This window comes from [Enterobacter] lignolyticus SCF1, assembly GCF_000164865.1.
GTDB lineage: Bacteria > Pseudomonadota > Gammaproteobacteria > Enterobacterales > Enterobacteriaceae > Enterobacter_B > Enterobacter_B lignolyticus.
The window spans coordinates 1,847,801-1,866,250 of sequence record NC_014618.1 but is presented as its reverse complement, the minus strand read 5'-3'; the positions used below and the strand labels follow the sequence as shown (position 1 = coordinate 1,866,250).

Annotated in this window: 16 protein-coding genes and 1 tRNA gene; 11 read left to right on the top strand and 6 right to left on the bottom strand. The window is 57.2% G+C overall.

All coding sequences use genetic code 11. The annotated features are described in order from the left end of the window. Positions 1-22: 22 nt before the first annotated feature. Positions 23-793 (bottom strand): uroporphyrinogen-III C-methyltransferase, encoded by a 771-nt coding sequence (gene cobA, locus ENTCL_RS08650; protein ID WP_013365736.1) that lies wholly within the window; start codon positions 791-793, stop codon positions 23-25. A gap of 522 nt (positions 794-1,315) precedes the next feature. On the opposite strand from cobA, the gene glmS reads away from it, so the two are divergent. From glmS to cobO, 10 genes are all read left to right on the top strand, one after another. Further along, positions 1,316-1,765, top strand: a complete 450-nt coding sequence (gene glmS, locus ENTCL_RS08645; protein WP_013365735.1) for a methylaspartate mutase subunit S — start codon at positions 1,316-1,318, stop codon at positions 1,763-1,765. After that, positions 1,765-3,153: a methylaspartate mutase accessory protein GlmL gene (glmL, locus tag ENTCL_RS08640; RefSeq protein ID WP_013365734.1), complete on the top strand. Its 1,389-nt coding sequence runs from the start codon at positions 1,765-1,767 to the stop codon at positions 3,151-3,153. The genes glmS and glmL overlap by 1 nt, the downstream gene beginning before the upstream one ends. Positions 3,154-3,171: 18 nt before the next feature. Continuing rightward, a complete protein-coding gene (locus ENTCL_RS08635) occupies positions 3,172-4,617 on the top strand; it encodes a methylaspartate mutase subunit E (protein WP_013365733.1) in 1,446 nt (481 codons plus the stop codon). After that, entirely contained in the window at positions 4,617-5,858 is a 1,242-nt protein-coding gene (locus ENTCL_RS08630; RefSeq protein WP_013365732.1) for a methylaspartate ammonia-lyase, read from the top strand. The genes ENTCL_RS08635 and ENTCL_RS08630 overlap by 1 nt, the downstream gene beginning before the upstream one ends. A 2-nt stretch (positions 5,859-5,860) precedes the next feature. After that, the gene (locus ENTCL_RS08625; protein WP_013365731.1) at positions 5,861-7,231 is read left to right on the top strand and encodes an acyclic terpene utilization AtuA family protein; all 1,371 of its coding nucleotides are present in this window, start codon (positions 5,861-5,863) and stop codon (positions 7,229-7,231) included. Continuing rightward, positions 7,228-7,545: a DUF4387 domain-containing protein gene (locus ENTCL_RS08620; protein ID WP_013365730.1), complete on the top strand. Its 318-nt coding sequence runs from the start codon at positions 7,228-7,230 to the stop codon at positions 7,543-7,545. The genes ENTCL_RS08625 and ENTCL_RS08620 overlap by 4 nt, the downstream gene beginning before the upstream one ends. A 164-nt stretch (positions 7,546-7,709) precedes the next feature. Further along, complete coding sequence (locus ENTCL_RS08615; protein WP_013365729.1) at positions 7,710-9,002, top strand: dicarboxylate/amino acid:cation symporter; 1,293 nt, start codon at positions 7,710-7,712, stop codon at positions 9,000-9,002. Between the two features lie 55 nt (positions 9,003-9,057). Beyond that, positions 9,058-10,059 (top strand): glutaminase A, encoded by a 1,002-nt coding sequence (gene glsA / locus ENTCL_RS08610; RefSeq protein ID WP_013365728.1) that lies wholly within the window; start codon positions 9,058-9,060, stop codon positions 10,057-10,059. 61 nt (positions 10,060-10,120) lie between these two features. Beyond that, positions 10,121-11,773: a class I fumarate hydratase gene (locus tag ENTCL_RS08605; protein ID WP_013365727.1), complete on the top strand. Its 1,653-nt coding sequence runs from the start codon at positions 10,121-10,123 to the stop codon at positions 11,771-11,773. A gap of 9 nt (positions 11,774-11,782) precedes the next feature. After that, the gene (gene cobO, locus ENTCL_RS08600) at positions 11,783-12,385 is read left to right on the top strand and encodes a cob(I)yrinic acid a,c-diamide adenosyltransferase (RefSeq protein WP_013365726.1); all 603 of its coding nucleotides are present in this window, start codon (positions 11,783-11,785) and stop codon (positions 12,383-12,385) included. A 45-nt stretch (positions 12,386-12,430) separates the two neighbouring features. On the opposite strand, the gene ENTCL_RS08595 is transcribed toward cobO, so the two are convergent. The 5 genes from ENTCL_RS08595 to nac form a co-directional block, all read right to left on the bottom strand. Further along, positions 12,431-13,336 carry a LysR substrate-binding domain-containing protein gene (locus tag ENTCL_RS08595; protein WP_013365725.1) on the bottom strand — a complete coding sequence of 302 codons (906 nt, stop codon included), beginning with the start codon at positions 13,334-13,336 and terminating at the stop codon, positions 12,431-12,433. Between the two features lie 353 nt (positions 13,337-13,689). Further along, positions 13,690-14,631, bottom strand: coding sequence for a L,D-transpeptidase (gene ldtA, locus ENTCL_RS08590; RefSeq protein WP_013365724.1), 942 nt, complete (start codon positions 14,629-14,631; stop codon positions 13,690-13,692). 55 nt (positions 14,632-14,686) lie between these two features. Further along, the gene (locus ENTCL_RS08585) at positions 14,687-15,868 is read right to left on the bottom strand and encodes a DUF2235 domain-containing protein (protein WP_013365723.1); all 1,182 of its coding nucleotides are present in this window, start codon (positions 15,866-15,868) and stop codon (positions 14,687-14,689) included. A 92-nt stretch (positions 15,869-15,960) separates the two neighbouring features. Next, complete coding sequence (cbl, locus tag ENTCL_RS08580; RefSeq protein WP_013365722.1) at positions 15,961-16,911, bottom strand: HTH-type transcriptional regulator Cbl; 951 nt, start codon at positions 16,909-16,911, stop codon at positions 15,961-15,963. Between the two features lie 99 nt (positions 16,912-17,010). Continuing rightward, positions 17,011-17,928, bottom strand: coding sequence for a nitrogen assimilation transcriptional regulator NAC (gene nac, locus ENTCL_RS08575; protein ID WP_013365721.1), 918 nt, complete (start codon positions 17,926-17,928; stop codon positions 17,011-17,013). A gap of 321 nt (positions 17,929-18,249) precedes the next feature. On the opposite strand from nac, the gene ENTCL_RS08570 reads away from it, so the two are divergent. Beyond that, a tRNA-Asn gene (locus ENTCL_RS08570) sits at positions 18,250-18,325 on the top strand. The last annotated feature ends 125 nt before the right edge of the window (positions 18,326-18,450 follow it).

The following is an 18,450-nucleotide window of genomic DNA, read 5'->3' as shown; positions in this document are numbered from 1 at the left end:
TCGCAAAAGAGGCAGAATAACATCAGACAATATCCTGACTGATATTTATCTGCGATGCGGAAAACGCCAGTATCTCCTGTAGGTTAACGACGTCCCCAATGACGATCAGGGCCGGAGCATGCAGTTTTTGCCGTTCGACTTCGAGGTGAATATCGGTCAGCGTGCCTTTGGCGATCTGCTGACGGGGCTGGCTGGCATACATCACCACCGCCACCGGCGTCTCGGCGGACATCCCCCCCTCGATAAGCTGCTGACAGATCTCCGTCAGCCGGGTCATGCCCATCAGAATGACCAGCGTACCGTTGATTTGCGCTAATGCATGCCAGTTTTGCGGGTCGTTCCCCTGGCACAAATGCCCGGTCACAATATGGAAACTGGAGGCATACTGGCGATGCGTGACCGGGATCCCGGCATAGGCCAGCCCGCCAATCGCGGAGCTGATGCCGGGGACAATTTCGAACGTCAGGCCGTCTTTCGCCAGCTGTTCAGCCTCCTCGCCCCCACGCCCAAAAACATAGGGATCGCCGCCTTTCAGGCGTACAACCTGCCGACCGTCTCTGGCATGCTTGACCAGCAATGCATTGATCTGCTCCTGAGGCACCGGATGATGGTTCGGGGTTTTGCCGACGTCGATAATCAAAGCGTTTGTCGGCGCCTGTTTTAGCAGCTCGGGGTTGACCAGGCGATCGTGCACAATCACCTCCGCGTGGCGGATGCAGTGCAGGCCTTTTACCGTAATTAAAGACGCATCGCCAGGCCCCGCGCCAACAAGCCAAACCTTCCCTTTACTCATCGTTATATCCTCGGCTTAAATATTAAGACACGCAAAAATTTGCTTAATTAAAATCAACGCTGAATTATACAGCCCCTCCAGACGGTAAAAATTTGATGCATTTATCACTCTTTATTAATTTTACAAATAGAGTTTATGACCAATATCAATAAAACAGCGAATACCGCATTACGCCGGCGTGACGGGCAATAAACCGCCCGGCGGCAAGACTTTAAATAATCCGCATTTCATGCCATCAATAATAAAACTGGCGCTTGATCACAAATATAAAATCCATTTTACCAAAGGCGTTTACAAATAAATAATACCGCGCAAAACACAATCACACAATACATTGATTTTAAACACATTTTATAAAAACAGTCCGATATCATCGTTTTCGGAAGGATTTTTTGAAAATAGATCAATTGCTTCCCCATTCTCTTCCACAGAAACTCCACCACCATTAACAGACCATCAGCGCATTACCCATTTTTTTAATGCGTATCGTATTTTTACTACCAGCCCTACAGAGGATTACCCATGAAGAAATCAACACTTGTTATTGGCGTCATTGGTGCTGACTGCCATGCGGTAGGCAATAAAGTTCTGGACCGCGTTTTTACTGCCCACGATTTTCACGTAATCAATCTTGGCGTGATGGTGAGCCAGGATGAATATATTGATGCCGCCATCGAAACGGGTGCTGATGCCATTGTCGTTTCATCCATCTACGGCCATGGCGATATCGACTGCCTGGGGCTGCGCGAGCGCTGCATTGAGCGCGGTATCGGCGACATTCTTCTTTTCGTTGGCGGCAACCTGGTCGTCGGTAAGCACGACTTTGCCGATGTCGAAGCCAAATTCAAAGAGATGGGCTTCAACCGCGTTTTCGCCCCAAGCCACGACCTCGAAGACGTCTGCCAGCTGATGGCGAACGATATCAATAAGCGCCACGGCATTGAACAGCGCTGTCTTGAAGAGGCCTTCTGATGCAAACCGTCTCTGTCGATATCGGCTCGACGTGGACCAAAGCAGCCCTCTTCGCACCGGAGGGAGATGAGCTGACGCTGGTCAATCACGTTCTCACCCCGACGACGACCCACCATCTGGCGGAAGGATTTTTTGCCAGCCTCAACCAGGTGCTGAACGTTGCCGATGCGCGTCCGTTACTGAACAGCGGAGAAGTGACGCTGAAATACTCTTCGTCGGCAAAAGGCGGACTGGCCGTTGCCGCCATGGGTCTGGTACCGTCGATAACCCTGGAGTCAGCAAAAGTCACTGCCCATTCGGCGGGCGCCAAAATCGCCCAGTACTACTCGTATAAACTGAACCGCCACGATATTCAGGCGCTGGAGGCCTCGCCGCCAGACATTCTGCTGTTCACCGGCGGTACGGACGGCGGCGAAGAGAGCTACGGTCTCGCCAACGCCCGCGCGCTGGCCGCGTCAAAACTGGATTGCGCGATTATCTACGCCGGCAACCGCGACATTCAGGACGACGTGCAGGCCATTCTCGGCCACAAAGATCTGACCACGGTCGACAACGTTCTGCCCGACCTCGATCACCCGAATCCGTATGCCGCCCGCAAGGCCATCTGCGATGTTTTTCTGTCCCGCATCGTGAAGGGCAAAGGGTTAGACGTCATCGTCGGGGAAACCGGTGAAGAGCCGATGCCAACGCCGTGGACCGTTTACGAGCTGGTGAAAGCCATCAGCGATGTCGACAGCGCGTGGAAAGAGTTCATGCTGATCGACATGGGCGGCGCCACCACCGACGTCTATTCCGCCAGCGCCAACACGCTCTCCCCGGATACCGTGCTGCACGGCGTACCGGAGCCGTTTGTCAAACGCACCGTCGAAGGCGACCTCGGCATGCGCGTCTCGGCGGTCGTGGTAGGCGAAAGCACCGCGGAGCTGGTAAACGTGGTGTTCGCCAACCAGCCGCTGCGCCAGGACGCCTTTTATCGCTACCTGCGTCACCTGGTTGCGCACCCGGATTATCTGCCTGCCAACGAAGAGGAAAAATTCTTCGATACCCTGCTGGCCGGGCTGTGCGTTGGCTACGCCAGCGAGCGCCACGCCGGTACTAAAAAGCAGGTCTGCACCTGTGTGGGCAACGTCGATCTGCAGATGGGGCGCGATCTGACCACCGTGCGTAAAGTGGTCGGTTCCGGCGGATGGCTGTCCCGCGCCAGCCAGTTCGACGTTCACCGCTGGCTGAAATACCGCGAGCTGGACGACGAAGGCAGACGCATTCTCTTACCTGGGCAATTTGACTATTACCGCGATGCAAAAGGCCTGCTTCCTCTGCTGGCAAACGTTGCCAGGCTGTACCCGCAGGCTGCGGCCCGTACCAGTATTCATTGTTTAACCCTATAAAACCTAAGGCAGCAACGAATGGAACTTCGAAATAAAAAGCTAACCCATGACGAATTCATGACCGAGCGGCAACAGGTATTGCAGACCTGGCATACCGGCAAGGACGTTGAGAACTTCGAAGATGGCGTGAAATACCAGCAAACCATTCCTGAGAAAAAACGCTTTTCTCACGCTCTACTGAAGGCCGACCAGGAAGGTAAAACGCTGAGCCAGCCGCGCGCCGGCGTGGCGCTGATGGACGAACACATCGCCCTGCTCAAAACGCTGCAGGAAGAGTGCGATCTGCTGCCCAGCACTATCGATGCCTATACCCGCCTGAACCGCTATGAAGAGGCGGCGGTAGGGATCCAGAAATCTATCGAAGCGGGCACCTCCAAGCTCAACGGCCTGCCGGTGGTTAACCACGGCGTCGCGGCCTGCCGTCGAATGACCGAAGCGCTGGAGAAACCGATTCAGGTGCGTCACGGCACCCCGGATGCCCGCCTGCTGGCAGAAATTTCCATGGCCAGCGGCTTTACCAGCTACGAAGGCGGCGGCATCTCCTACAACATTCCGTACGCCAAGCGCGTCACGCTGGAAAAATCCATCCGCGACTGGCAGTACTGCGACCGCCTGATGGGCCTGTACGAAGAGCACGGCATTCGCATTAACCGCGAGCCGTTTGGCCCGCTGACCGGCACCCTGATCCCGCCGTTTATGTCGCACGCGGTGGCGATTATCGAAGGTCTGCTGGCGCTGGAACAGGGCGTCAAGTCCATCACCGTCGGCTACGGCCAGGTGGGCAGCCTGACGCAGGACATCGCCGCAATTCAGTCCCTGCGCGAGCTGTCCCACGAATACTTCCAGAATTACGGCTTCGATGATTACGAGCTGAGCACCGTCTTCCACCAGTGGATGGGCGGCTTCCCGGAGGACGAATCCAAAGCCTTCGCCATTATCTCCTGGGGCGCGGCGGTGGCCGGTATGTCCGGGGCAACCAAAGTGATCACCAAGAGTCCGCACGAAGCCTTCGGCATTCCGACCGCGGCCGCAAACGCCCAGGGGCTGAAGGCTTCGCGCCAGATGCTCAATATGGTCAGCGACCAGAAATTCCCGCCGTGCGCCGCCGTCGAGCAGGAAGTCGAGCTGATTAAGAGCGAAGTCCGCGCCGTGCTGAAGAAAGTCTTCGAGCTGGGCAACGGCGATGTCGCGCGCGGCACGGTGCTGGCTTTTGAAGCGGGCGTGCTGGACGTACCTTTCGCTCCGGCCTCCTGTAACGCAGGCAAAATCCTGCCGGTGCGTGATAACGCGGGGGCGATTCGCGTGCTGGAAGCCGGTGCGGTTCCGCTGCCGAAAGATATTCTTGCCCTGCACCACGACTACGTCGCCGAACGCGCGCAGTTTGAAGGACGCAAACCCTCATTCCAGATGGTTGTTGATGACATCAACGCGGTATCCCACAGTAAATTAATAGGAAGACCATAATGAAAATTAAACAGGCCCTTTTCACCGCTGGCTACTCCTCATTCTATTTCGACGATCAGCAGGCGATTAAAAACGGCGCGGGTCACGATGGGTTCATTTATACCGGTGCGCCGGTAACCCCTGGCTTTACCGCCGTGCGCCAGGCCGGGGAATGCGTTTGCGTACAGCTGATTCTGGAAAATGGCGCGGTGGCCGTCGGCGACTGTGCCGCCGTACAGTACTCCGGCGCAGGCGGTCGCGACCCGCTGTTCCTCGCGCAGCATTTTATTCCGTTCCTGAACGACCACATTAAACCGCTGCTGGAAGGCCGCGATGTGGATACCTTCCTGCCGAACGCCCGTTTCTTCGACCAGCTGCGCATCGACGGCAATCTGCTGCACACCGCCGCGCGCTACGGCCTGTCTCAGGCGCTGCTCGACGCCACCGCGCTGGCTACCGGCCGCCTGAAAACGGAAGTGGTTTGCGACGAATGGCACCTGCCGCGCGTTCCGGAAGCCATTCCTCTCTTTGGCCAGAGCGGCGACGATCGCTACATCGCCGTCGACAAGATGATCCTTAAAGGCGTTGACGTGCTGCCGCATGCGCTGATCAACAACGTCGAAGAGAAGCTGGGTCTGAAAGGGGAGAAACTGCGTGAGTATGTGCGCTGGTTGTCCGACCGCATCCTGAGCCTGCGCACCAGCCCGCGCTATCATCCGACGCTGCACATAGACGTGTATGGCACCATCGGTCTGATTTTCGATATGGATCCGCTGCGCTGCGCTGCGTACATCGCCAGCCTGGAAAAAGAGGCGCAGGGTCTGCCGCTGTACATTGAAGGCCCGGTGGATGCCGGTAACAAACCGGATCAGATCCGCCTGCTGACCGCCATCACCAACGAGCTGACCCGTCTGGGCTCCGGCGTGAAAATTGTCGCTGACGAGTGGTGCAACACCTATCAGGACATCGTCGACTTCACCGATGCCAAAAGCTGCCACATGGTGCAGATCAAGACGCCGGACCTCGGCGGCATCCACAACATCGTGGACGCGGTGCTGTACTGCAACAAGCACGGGATGGAAGCCTATCAGGGCGGCACCTGCAACGAAACCGAGATCAGCGCCCGCACCTGCGTGCACGTCGCATTAGCCGCACGCCCCATGCGCATGCTGATCAAGCCGGGGATGGGGTTCGACGAAGGCCTCAATATCGTGTTTAACGAAATGAACCGCACCATCGCGCTGTTGCAGACTAAGGATTAAAGATGGCACGTACATTTAAGATCTTATCACCGACGGCTATCCTGGGTTATGGCTTCCCGGAAGAAAGTTTTCGTAAAGCCATGGAAGAGTCGCCGGACCTTATTGCTGTTGATGCAGGTTCATCCGACCCGGGCCCCCACTACCTGGGAGCCGGTAAGCCCTTTACCGACAGGGCCGGGGTGAAACGCGACCTGCGCTATATGATCGTGGCAGGCGTGAAGAACAACATTCCGGTGGTGATCGGCACCGCCGGAGGGTCCGGCGCCGCGCCGCACCTGGAATGGTGCCGGCAAATCATCCTGGAGATTGCCCGGGAAGAGAAGCTGTCATTCTCAATGGCGCTGATCCCGTCTGATGTCGATAAAGAGACTGTTCACCAGGCGCTGGATAACGGCAAAATCACCGCGCTGGATTTTGTCCCGGCGCTGACCCACGAGGCCATCGAAGAGAGTACCTACATCGTTGCGCAGATGGGCGTCGAGCCTTTCCAGCGGGCGCTGGAAGCTGGCGCGCAGGTGGTGCTGGGCGGCCGGGCGTACGATCCGGCCTGCTTTGCCGCGCTGCCTATCATGCAGGGCTTCGATGAAGGTCTGGCGCTGCACTGCGGCAAAATCCTTGAGTGCGCGGCCATTGCCGCCACCCCGGGGTCAGGCTCCGACTGCGCGATGGGGATTATCGACGACAACGGCTTTACGCTCAAAACGTTCAATCCGAAGCGCAAGTTCACCGAAACCTCGGCGGCGGCGCACACCCTGTATGAGAAGTCCGATCCGTACTTCCTGCCGGGACCGGGCGGCGTACTGAACCTGAAAGGGTGCAGCTTCAAGGCGGTGAACGACGGCGAAGTGTACGTCAGCGGCTCCCGTCACGAAGAGACGCCGTACGCGCTGAAGCTGGAAGGCGCGCGTCAGGTGGGCTTCCGCTGCCTGACCATTGCCGGAACGCGCGACCCGATTATGATTGCCGGGATCGATAAGATTCTCGAAGAAGTCCAGATCAGCGTAAAACGCAACCTCTCGCTCAACGACGACAGCATCCGCATGACGTTCCACCTGTACGGGAAGAACGGCGTGATGGGTAGCCATGAGCCGATGCGGTCTGCCGGTCACGAGCTGGGCATTTTGCTTGACGTGGTCGCGCCGACGCAGGATATCGCCAACAGCGTCTGTTCGCTGGTGCGCTCTACCCTGCTGCACTACGGCTATGAAAACCGGATCGCGACCGCGGGCAACCTCGCCTTCCCGTTCTCGCCCTCCGATATTCAGAGCGGCCCGGTGTATGAGTTCTCAATCTACCATCTGATCGAGGCAAGCGACGCGCTGCGGTTTGATTTCCACATTGAGCAGGTGACGCCAGAAGGAGTTCAGTCATGAAACACGGGATTTGCTCACTGGCGCAGGTGATTCGTTCCAAAAACGCCGGGCCGTATGAGCTGGTTTTAGATATTTTATTTAAAACCCGGGAGGACTATCAGCGGGTAAAAGCCTCGGAGCAATTAACGCCACAGCTTATCGCCCGCTTATATAACGTCGAGCCCGACTTTATACACCGTATTATCTGGTTCGATCCGGCAAATGCGGTAAAAATTGTCATGCCTCGCGATATTATCTCCGGCAACGTCGGTGACAATGATGTTTATGGTGCCCAGCAGCATGCACCGTTATTAAGTATTGAGTTCGACCTGTAGCAATAACAATACAACAACGCCCATTGGCATACAGATATTTGCTGTATCACTGTATGCCAGATAATTCATGCGGTTGGTCACAACAGGCGTGCGTCTGAGCCTCTGTCCGGGTTCAGGCGTACGCGACCCTACACATTAACCAACCTTTATCCGATGGAGTAAACATGAAGAAAATTAGTTTAACTAAAATGATCATATCCGGTCTGATACTCGGCATGATTGCCGGGGTGATCATTAATAATATGGCATCAGCAGATACAGCAAAGTCGTACGCACAAGATATTTCTATTTTTACCACCATATTTTTACGTATGGTAAAAATGATTATCGCCCCGTTAGTCATTTCAACGCTGGTGGTCGGCATTGCCAAAATGGGCGATGCGAAAACGCTGGGGCGTATATTCTCAAAAACCTTTTTCCTCTTTATTTGCGCCTCGCTGCTGTCCATTGCGCTGGGTCTGATTATTGTCAACATCTTCCAGCCCGGTGCCGGTATTAACTTTGTGCCCCATGATGCCGGGGCCGTCGCGGCCGTGCAGTCCGAGCCCTTCACGCTGAAAGTGTTTATCTCCCACGCGGTGCCGACCAGTATCGTTGACGCCATGGCCCGTAACGAAATTCTGCAAATCGTCGTGTTCTCGATTTTCCTCGGCTGCAGCCTGGCGGCCATTGGCGAGAAAGCGGAGCCTATCGTTAAGGTGCTCGATTCGCTGGTGCACGTCATGCTGAAGCTGACGGGTTACGTCATGCTGTTTGCGCCGCTGACCGTTTTTGCCGCAATCTCCGGGCTGATTGCCGAACGCGGCCTGGGCGTGATGGTCAGCGCCGGTATCTTCATGGGCGAATTCTACATGACGCTGGGCATGCTGTGGGCCATCCTGATCGGCCTGTCCACGGTGATTGTCGGTCCGTGCATCAGCCGTCTGACGAAAGCGATTTTCGAACCCGCGCTGCTGGCGTTCACCACCTCAAGTTCTGAAGCCGCTTTCCCCGGCACACTGGACAAACTGGAAAAATTTGGCGTCTCCTCCAAGATTGCCAGCTTCGTGCTGCCGATTGGCTACTCCTTCAACCTGGTCGGCTCGATGGCCTACTGCTCGTTTGCCACCGTGTTTATCGCCCAGGCGTGCAACATTGAGCTGAGCATGGGCGAGCAGATCACCATGCTGCTGATCCTGATGCTGACCTCCAAAGGGATGGCGGGCGTTCCGCGTGCGTCGATGGTGGTTATCGCCGCCACGCTAAACCAGTTCAACATTCCGGAGGCGGGGCTGATTCTGCTGATGGGCGTCGATCCGTTCCTCGATATGGGCCGCTCCGCGACCAACGTGATGAGTAACGCGATGGGCGCGGCAATCGTCGGCCGCTGGGAAGGCGAGCACTTCGGCGCGGGCTGCCGCGGCAAGGTTCCGGCCAAAGAGCGCGCGGCGACCGAAACCGAAGTCGCCATGTACTGATTACTCAGGCCAACGCATGTTGGCCTTTCATCTCCCCGATGACCAGGATCGTCCCATGAAGACCACTATTTTCGGCGCAAGCCTCTTATCCGTCAGCTTATTGTTTAGCGCCGCCACGCTGGCGCAACCCACGCCGGACTACGCCCAGCTTATTGAGCAGGCGCACCAAAAATATAAAGGCAACCATGAGGGAAAAGTCGCCGACTACATCCCTGCCCTGGCAACCTATAGCCCCAACAATTTTGCCATCACTATCGCGACGGTGGACGGCAAAATTTACCAGGTTGGCGATGTGAAAAAAGCCTTCCCGATGGAGTCCCTGAGCAAAGTTTTCACGATGGCGCTGGCGATGGAGCAGCGCGGCCCGCAGGAGGTGCTGGATAAACTCGGCGCCAATGCCACCGGCCTGCCCTTCAACTCCGGTTTAGCCGTCGAGCTCACAAGGGGCGCGCCGGAAAACCCGCTGGTCAATGCCGGGGCGATGAGCACGGTAAGCCTGATCGAGGCGAAAGATAAAACCGACCGCTGGAACAAAATCCTCAACAACCTGAACGCCTGGGCCGATGCTTCGCTGACCGTCAACGAGCCGGTATTCAAGTCAGAAATGGAAACCAATCAGCACAACCAGGCGCTGGCGATGCTGATGGCGTCTTACAACAGCTTCTATGGCGACACGCGGGAAGCCGTCGAAATCTATACCCGCCAGTGCTCGGTGGATATCACCGTTGAGCAGCTTGCCAAAATGGGCGCGGTGCTGGCCAACAAGGGTAAATCGCCGTTCAACGGCAAACAGCTGCTGAATGAACGCTATGTGCCGCAGGTGCTGGCGGAAATGGCGATTGCCGGTCTGTATGACGGTAGCGGCAAATGGCTGTACAGCGTGGGCATTCCGGCGAAAAGCGGCGTCGGCGGCGGAATGGTTGCCGTGGTGCCGGGGCAATACGCCATCGCAGTCTATTCGCCGCCGCTGGATGCCGCCGGCAATAGCGTCCGCGCCCAGCAGACGATTGAGTATGTCGCCCATGCGACGCAGGCCAACCTCTTTTTAGCGCATTAAGCCCGTGCCGGATAAGGCGCTCGGCCGCCGTCCGGCAAAAAACTCAAAGGTGAGAAGTACTATGTCTAAACCATTTGTCTGGCAGGAACTGTTTGTTCAGAGTAAAGATACAACGGAATATGAGTTACTCAGTAATCAACATGTTACGGTGACGGAATTAGAGGGAGAAGAGGTCATCAAGGTCGCGCCCGAGGCGTTAACCCTGCTGGCTCGCCAGGCGTTTTATGAAGCGTCATTTTTCCTGCGCGCCGGACATTTAAAGCAGATAGCCAGCATCCTGCATGACCCGCAGGCCAGCAGTAACGATAAGTATGTCGCCCTGCAGCTGCTGCGCAACGCCGAGGTGTCGGCAAAAGGCGTTCTGCCGAACTGCCAGGATACCGGGACCGCGACCATTGTGGCATGTAAAGGACAGCGCGTATGGACCGGCGGCGATGACGCCGAAGCCCTGAGCAAAGGGGTTTACGCTACGTTTAGCGAGTGCAATCTGCGCTACTCGCAAAACGCGCCGCTGGATATGTACACCGAGGTGAATACCGACACCAACCTGCCGGCACAGATTGACATCAGCGCCACGCCGGGCAACGAATACAAATTCCTGTTCGTCAACAAGGGCGGCGGCTCAGCCAACAAAGCGGCGCTGTTCCAGGAGACGAAATCCATTCTGCAGCCGGAAAAGCTGACCGCGTTCCTGATTGAAAAGATGAAATCGCTCGGCACCGCCGCCTGCCCGCCGTACCACATCGCCTTTGTCGTCGGCGGTCTCTCCGCCGACCAGTCGCTGAAGGTCGCGAAGCTGGCCTCGACAAAATATTACGACAACCTGCCCACCAGCGGGAACGAGCTGGGCCAGGCGTTTCGCGATACGGCGCTGGAAGCCGCGCTGCTCAACGCCAGCCGTGAGTTCGGCATCGGCGCGCAGTTTGGCGGTAAATACTTCGCCCACGATATTCGTGTGATCCGCCTGCCGCGTCACGGCGGCTCCTGCCCGATTGCCATGGCGCTCTCCTGCTCCGCCGATCGCAATATCAAAGCGAAAATCAACAAGCACGGCATCTGGCTGGAGAAACTCGAGCATAACCCGGGGAAATTTATTCCTGACTCCTGCCGCGTGGAAAACAGCGGCCAGACCGTACAGCTCAATCTCAACCGCCCGCTGCGCGAGATCCTCCACGACATGTCCGCGCTGCCGATTGGCACCCGGCTGTCGCTGAGCGGTCCGATTGTCGTCGCCCGCGATATCGCCCACGCGAAAATCAAAGCGCGTCTGGATAACGGCGAGCCGATGCCGGACTACATGAAAAACCATATCGTCTATTACGCGGGCCCGGCAAAAACGCCGGACAATCAGGCCTGCGGCTCGCTTGGCCCGACCACCGGCGGGCGCATGGACGGCTATGTCGATGCCTTCCAGGCCGCAGGCGGCAGCCTGATCATGCTCTCCAAAGGCAACCGCAGCCAGCAGGTCACCGATGCCTGCCATAAGCACGGCGGCTTCAACCTCGGCAGCATCGGCGGCGCGGCGGCCCTGCTGGCGCAGCAGTATGTGAAAAGCCTGCGCTGCCTTGAGTATCCTGAGCTGGGGATGGAGGCGGTGTGGATGATGGAAGTCGAAAATCTGCCGGCCTTCGTGCTGGTGGACGACAAAGGGAATAACTTCTTCAGCCAGTTTGAGCAGCAGCATCGCTGCGCATCCTGCCCGGCCGGACATTAAGGAGCCATGATGGAAGCGCGAGCCAATGCAGACAGACACCGCCAGCGGCAGCAAAAGCTGAAGGAGCAGGTCGATACCCGCGTGGCGGCGGCAACGGAGAAGAAAGGGATTCTGATAGTCTTCACCGGCAACGGGAAAGGGAAATCCACGGCGGCCTTTGGCACGGCGACGCGCGCCGTCGGGCACGGTAAAACCGTCGGCGTCGCGCAGTTCATCAAAGGCCAGTGGGATAATGGCGAGTACAACGCCCTGCACCCGCTCGGCGTCGAGTTCCACATTATGGGCACCGGCTTTACCTGGGAAACGCAAAACAGGGAGGCGGATATTCAGGCCGCCACGGCGGTCTGGCAGGAGAGTAAACGCATGCTGGCCGACCCGGGTTACGATCTGGTGGTGCTGGACGAGCTCACCTACATGCTGGCCTATCACTATCTGGATACCCAGGAGGTGATCGCCGCGGTTAAGAACCGTCCGGCGCAGCAAAGCGTGATCGTCACCGGACGCGGCTGCCACGTTCAGCTGCTGGAGATTGCCGACACGGTAAGCGAAATGCGCCCGGTGAAGCACGCGTTTGACAGCGGTATTCAGGCGCAGGAGGGAATCGACTGGTAGTTATCTTTACCGGATGGCGCGCTGAACAGCCGTCATCCGGTACGATTACCCCACCGGGGAGACCACCGATTTTTGCAATAACCACTCGCGGAACGTTTGTAACGGCAGGGACTGGGACTTCTCCTCCCGCCACGTCATGACAAAACGGTTGCCGGTACGGATGGGAACATCGCAGGGAATAACCATCTCGCCACAGTCCAGATCGTGCTGAATGGCAAAGCGGGGAAGCAGCGCCACGCCAAGATTCGATCGCACGGCGGCAATCAGCATAGAGAGGAGGTCAAACCGCGGGCCAAGATTCACGTCCGGGCTGGTAATGCCGGAAAGCGCAAACCACTCCTGCCAGCCGTTTATGCGGGTACTCTGGTGTAACAGAGGAAACTCTCTCAGCAGCTCTTCGACCCCCAGCTTCTGTTCCGCATTGGGGAGCAGGCTTCTGCTGCAGACCGGCAGGATTTCCTCTTCGAATAAATAGTCGACTTCCGACCACGGCGGACAAAAATCTGCGCGCATAATAGCCGCATCGTATTCGCGATTTAAAAAATCGCCGATGTTCGCCAGAGAGTGAATATTGACAATTATATCAGGATTTAATTTATTAAATTCCCATAAATTAGGGATCAGCCAATGCGTGCTGAAGGTCGGGTTTACCGCCAGCTCCACAACCTGGACAGCAGGCTGCCAGGTCATTATCATATTTGTGTCGCGTTCCAGCTTATTAAGCGTTTCTTTAACAATCGTCAGATAATGCTTTCCGGCTGCATTCAGAAAAATCCGTTTTTTAGCATGGCTAAATAATGATGTGTGTAAAAAATCCTCCAGGGCCGTCACCTGTCTGAACACTGCACTTTGCGTTAACGCAAGCTCTTCTGCCGCGCGGGTATAGCTCTCGTGACGCGCCACAACTTCGAACGTCACCAACAACTCGGTCTTGGGTATCTTGCCTCTCATCATGTCTTCCATTCATGGCGGGTAACAGTAATTTTTTGAAGCGAATAAACCTTGCTTCTGAAGAATGTGCCAGTTATATTTTAATTATGCGCAGGCGTCATTGATCCATACCATGATTTAATCATTTTAGATTGCAACACTAAACTATTTGCTGAAGTTTCAACGAAACATGAAAGATTATTAAGAACCTGCTCACCTGTGCGCTTTGCGGAATGGATACAGCAGTTTATTAAACGGAAACGCCCGCCGCCGTTAATAATCCCACCAGCATAATATGCTAAAAGCTAAAAAGGTTAAAAACAAACCCCGCGCCAGAAATAGCCCGGGGTTTGTTTTATTTTATAAAAATGTCTTCAGCTGCCCGTTTGCCGCGGCAGCGCCCCGCTGCTGATATTCACCGGCATACCGGAACGCCGCTCAAGCGCCGCATCGGCCCGGTAAACGTCGACGCCCGATCCCTGAACAAAGTTTCGCAGCTCCGGGGTCATCGGCAGCGGTACCTTCCTGTCCGACTCGAACTCGGCGCGGTTACGCGACAGCGGCTCATGAACCTCCACCCAGCGCTTACCGTCCGGCTCCGTCGTATACTTCACCGGTCTGTCGATAACCTGCACGCGGGTGCCGACCGGCACGTTGTCGAACAGGTATTTGATGTCATCGTTACGCAAACGAATACACCCCTGGCTTACCCGCAGCCCGATACCAAAGTTCGCGTTCGTGCCATGAATGGCGTACAGCCGACCAATATAAATGGCATATAACCCCATCGGGTTTTCCGGCCCGGCAGGCACCATGGCGGGCAGTGTTTTGCCCTCTTTGGCATATTCCCGCCGCGTGTTCGCCGTCGGCACCCATGTGGGTCCCTCCTGCTTACGCTCAACGGCCGTGACCCAGTTTCGCGGCGTTTCGCGCCCGGCCTGCCCGATACCAATCGGCAATACCTGAACCGTATTGCCGCCCGGCGGGTAGTAGTACAGGCGCATTTCCGCCACGTTAATAATAATACCTTCCCGTACCGTATCCGGCAGAATAAGCTGCTGCGGCACGACCAGCGTCGAGCCGGACCTCGGCAGGTAAACATCCGCGCCGGGGTTAGCCTCAAGCATATTACTCAGCCCCTGCCCATACCGGGCGGCAAACGCCTCCAGCGGCAGCTTATTATCATGTGGAACAGTGATGGTCTGCGTGCTCCCGACCAGCCGACTCCCTTCAGGCGGTAGCGGATAACTCACCGCCAGTGCGCTCTGGCTGGTAAGCAAAACGGACAATACACAAAGCAAATTAAAACGACGCATGATTTCCCTTCCTCAGTAGCGACAACCGTCACTGAATTATAGCGTTTTTACTCGTTTATCGATCGTCGGTAAAACGTGGCGCTGTCGGCAGGTTAACCGGCCGGTAGTCCGTCACCTGCGCCATCCTCTCCCGTACAGAAAAGTGGATCAGCGCATCGTCAGGAAGGCGACGAGGTTCGCCCATCGGCAAATACCAGCCCCACAGCGCCCTGCGCGCCGGCCACTCGCGCCAGCGAACGCGCTTAGGCAGCCACTCCAGGATCCACCAGCCGCCGGTCAGCGAGCGGTGCAGTTCGGCACCCGGATTGGGCGCAACAAACGTCTCTTTACCATGCGGCGACGTGCCACCGTCGGCGATGCTCCGGCGGAGGCTGTCGTGAAAGGTCAACCCGGCGGCCTGCGCTTCGTCAAGCATCCACCCCAGCGGGTATTTCGCCAGCCCGCTGGCGGATTCCGGGTAGCCGCCGCCGACATCCGCATGCACACCGGCAAACCACACCTGCAGAATATCTTGCGGCGTTTCGCTGGATTTATCATAGGGGTCGGGGCGATACGACTGCGGCGACGTCCAGCGGTTTAACCGGAACATACGACGGCGCTCGTCGATGGATATCGCCTGGCGGAAGGTTTTTACCGCCGCATTAGTACGGGTAAAACGCAACGTTTGCAGGCTTGGGATCAGCCGGTCGCCGCGCGGTACGATAATTGACGCTACGGTATCCCAGACGCCGATAAATTCAATTCGCGCGGGACGCCCGCCTGCGACGTTGCCAAACAGCCAGGCGGTCTGGAGTTCAGCGCTGGCCAGGGGCTCGGGTTTGTCGCCGCTGGCTTTTTTGTAGGCCGTCAGCCCGTAACCCGCGAGATTTCGCTGATCGGGCGGTAAAATTCCGATGGTTTCCACCAGCGCGGCCACGACGCGTACGGTGTAGGCACCGCGGCTAAACCCCAGCAGGTAGATACGATCGCCCCGCTCCCAGTGCTGGCAGAGAAAATCGTACGCTTCCAGTACGTCGTCATCAAGACCGTAGCCGGTAGCCACACCAAACACCGAACGCACCTTTTGCCGTAGCCGCTGCCAGGCGTTGTCCTGGTTCAGCGTCCCGATACCCGGGGTATAAAGCACCCGCTGTTCCGGGGTTTTCTCGAGGATCCGGTAAAACTTAAGCACGTTCGACATCGTGGTATTCAGCTCGTTGCCGGTGCCATCGCAACAGATCACTATCCGTTTACTCATCATGCCCCTCCGTTATACCGTTCAGAGGAAAAATAGCATGGGGAACGGCGCTATGCGTTACACAGCGCACAGAATAGCGCGTCGAGGCTGTTTTAGATCTGGTAGTCAATAGCGGCTTCTTCCGGCTCCATGACCTGACGCCGGATATCGTCGACCGACAGCCCGGCATTGCACAGCTCGATAAACCGCCATACGTAGTTACGCTGCAGCTGGCCGCGCTTGAGCCCCAGCCAGACGGTGCTGGCATCGAACAGATGATGGGTATCCAGACGGCGCAAACGCCCGGACTCCAGGCTGTCGTTCGACTGCTCGGCCACCAGCCCAATGCCGAGGCCCAGCTCGACGTAGGTTTTAATTACGTCGGAGTCCTGCGCGCTTAGCACCACATCCGGAATAAGCCCCTTGCGGTTAAAGGCCTCGTCAATGCGCGAACGGCCGGTTATCCCCTGGCGGTAGGTCACCAGCGGCCAGCGGGCGATGGCCTCCAGCGTCAGCGGGTTTGTCTGGGTGAGTGGATGATCCTCCGGCACCAGCAGGTTGTGGTGCCAGCGAAACCAGGGAAACGCGACCAGAGACGGGTCGTTGCTCAGCCGCTCGCTGGCGATACCGATATCCGCGCCGCCGTTTTGCAGCAGCGTTTCAATTTCCTGCGGCGTACCCTGAATCAGCTCAAGGCGAACGTCGCTGAACAGCTCGCGAAAGGCTTTGATCACCGGCGGCAGGCTGTAGCGCGCCTGGGTGTGGGTCGTGGCGATAGTCAGCACGCCGGTGGCGTCGTTGGTGAACAGATCGGCCAGGCGGCGCACATTGCTTGCCTCATTGAGGATCCGCTCGGCGATCACCAGCAGGGCCTTACCAGGCTCGGTCATCCCCAACAGGCGCTTACCGCGACGGATGAAGATCTCAATGCCTAGCTCTTCTTCCAGTTCGCGGATATGGCGGCTGACGCCGGACTGCGAGGTATAAAGCATATTGGCGACTTCCGTCAGGTTGTAGTCCTGTCGCGCCGCCTCGCGGATAATTTTAAGTTGCTGGAAATTCACCCTTCCCTCCGGGACTGTCAGACGTAAGCCTATTGTTAGCGCCTGCCTTCGGGGGAACAAATAATAAAAACCAGCAACTTATGCTTTTAAAGCATAACGCTAGCTGACCAGCTGCAGCTCTCGATTCTCCAGCGACGGACGGCTCACCAGCGACAGCAGGATCTCTTTTACCGCCTGCGCCTGCGGCGACAGCCCGCCGCGCGCCGACATGTTCAGCGCCAGCGGCAGATGCATCGACGGCGTGGCGATCCGCGCCATCCAGCCGTTTGCCGCCTGGCACAGCGAGCGCGCCGCCGACTCCGGCAGTACCGTCACCCCCATCCCGCTGGCAATGGCCGCCGTGAGCGTAGAGATGGAGTCAATCTCGCCAATGATTTTCGCCGTCAGACGACGCAGCGAAAACGCCTCGTCCACCCGGGCGCGCACCGCGCTGTAGTCGCACGGCAGCAGCAGGTTCATTTCCGATACCGCCAGCAGATCGACGCTCTGCCCCGGGCAATCACAGGTGCCCACCAGCCAGAGATCCTCTTTCAGCAGCGGCTGGCTGGTGATCCCGGCCACCGGCGAGCGCTCATACAGTACCGCCATATCCAGCTGCCCTTTCAGCAGCTTGTCGTTGAGGACCGAACCGCTGTTTTCGTGCAGATAAACCTGCACTTCCGGCAGCTCGTTGCGCACCGCCTGCAGCAGCGGCATGGTCAGCGACGACGTCGAGGTACCGGGCGCCAGGCCAATCGCCACCTGGCCGCGCAGCGTCTGCCCGATGCTGTTCACCGCCAGCTGCGCCTGTTCGCACTGACGCAAAATGGTTCGCGCGTGGGTATAGAGTATTTTGCCCGCCTCCGTCGGCGTGACGCCGCGCTTGGTGCGAATCAGCAGCTGCTGATCCAGCTCCCCCTCAAGCGTCGCCACCTGTTGGCTCAGCGCCGGCTGCGCGATATGCAGGACTTCCGCGGCCTGGGTCAGGCTGCCGATATCGACGATTTTTACGAAGTACTTCAGCCGTCTTAAGTTCATGTTGCCTCCTGTAAGGGATGCCAGTGCCAACGCCGGCAGTTCAGATATCGGAGGTATTGCAAGATGCCTGCCAGTTTTTACCCTCACCGCTAACAGGCCGGAGAATAAGCGTTTCTGATAATCCCGACGCGCTTCGCCATACGTCAACGGATTACCCTATGCCCTATCAGGGGGTAGAGATGCACCATCGGCGTGCAGTTCGCTGAAACTTTCGCCAAAGATGCGCGTTTTGATGAAATAGTCAGCAAACGAACCCGCAGAGCGCACTCAGCCTTTGACATGCGCGGGGCGCATCGTTACTATGCGCCCCGTTCACACGATTCCTCTGTAGTTCAGTCGGTAGAACGGCGGACTGTTAATCCGTATGTCACTGGTTCGAGTCCAGTCAGAGGAGCCAAATTTAGAAAAGCCTGCTTTCGAGCAGGCTTTTTGCTTTTGTGCGTCCGGCCGTTTTCTCCGCTCAAAGCGTGGGCGTCCACAATGTCATGAAGGCCAGATATACTCCGGTGCTGCCTGATTTAC

What these genes read in the sequence shown, in the direction of transcription:
- cobA (WP_013365736.1), bottom strand. Translation starts at nt 793, where the DNA reads ATGAGTAAAGGGAAGGTTTGGCTTGTTGGCGCGGGGCCTGGCGATGCG.
- glmS (WP_013365735.1), top strand. Translation starts at nt 1,316, where the DNA reads ATGAAGAAATCAACACTTGTTATTGGCGTCATTGGTGCTGACTGCCAT.
- glmL (WP_013365734.1), top strand. Translation starts at nt 1,765, where the DNA reads ATGCAAACCGTCTCTGTCGATATCGGCTCGACGTGGACCAAAGCAGCC.
- ENTCL_RS08635 (WP_013365733.1), top strand. Translation starts at nt 3,172, where the DNA reads ATGGAACTTCGAAATAAAAAGCTAACCCATGACGAATTCATGACCGAG.
- ENTCL_RS08630 (WP_013365732.1), top strand. Translation starts at nt 4,617, where the DNA reads ATGAAAATTAAACAGGCCCTTTTCACCGCTGGCTACTCCTCATTCTAT.
- ENTCL_RS08625 (WP_013365731.1), top strand. Translation starts at nt 5,861, where the DNA reads ATGGCACGTACATTTAAGATCTTATCACCGACGGCTATCCTGGGTTAT.
- ENTCL_RS08620 (WP_013365730.1), top strand. Translation starts at nt 7,228, where the DNA reads ATGAAACACGGGATTTGCTCACTGGCGCAGGTGATTCGTTCCAAAAAC.
- ENTCL_RS08615 (WP_013365729.1), top strand. Translation starts at nt 7,710, where the DNA reads ATGAAGAAAATTAGTTTAACTAAAATGATCATATCCGGTCTGATACTC.
- glsA (WP_013365728.1), top strand. Translation starts at nt 9,058, where the DNA reads ATGAAGACCACTATTTTCGGCGCAAGCCTCTTATCCGTCAGCTTATTG.
- ENTCL_RS08605 (WP_013365727.1), top strand. Translation starts at nt 10,121, where the DNA reads ATGTCTAAACCATTTGTCTGGCAGGAACTGTTTGTTCAGAGTAAAGAT.
- cobO (WP_013365726.1), top strand. Translation starts at nt 11,783, where the DNA reads ATGGAAGCGCGAGCCAATGCAGACAGACACCGCCAGCGGCAGCAAAAG.
- ENTCL_RS08595 (WP_013365725.1), bottom strand. Translation starts at nt 13,336, where the DNA reads ATGAGAGGCAAGATACCCAAGACCGAGTTGTTGGTGACGTTCGAAGTT.
- ldtA (WP_013365724.1), bottom strand. Translation starts at nt 14,631, where the DNA reads ATGCGTCGTTTTAATTTGCTTTGTGTATTGTCCGTTTTGCTTACCAGC.
- ENTCL_RS08585 (WP_013365723.1), bottom strand. Translation starts at nt 15,868, where the DNA reads ATGAGTAAACGGATAGTGATCTGTTGCGATGGCACCGGCAACGAGCTG.
- nac (WP_013365721.1), bottom strand. Translation starts at nt 17,928, where the DNA reads ATGAACTTAAGACGGCTGAAGTACTTCGTAAAAATCGTCGATATCGGC.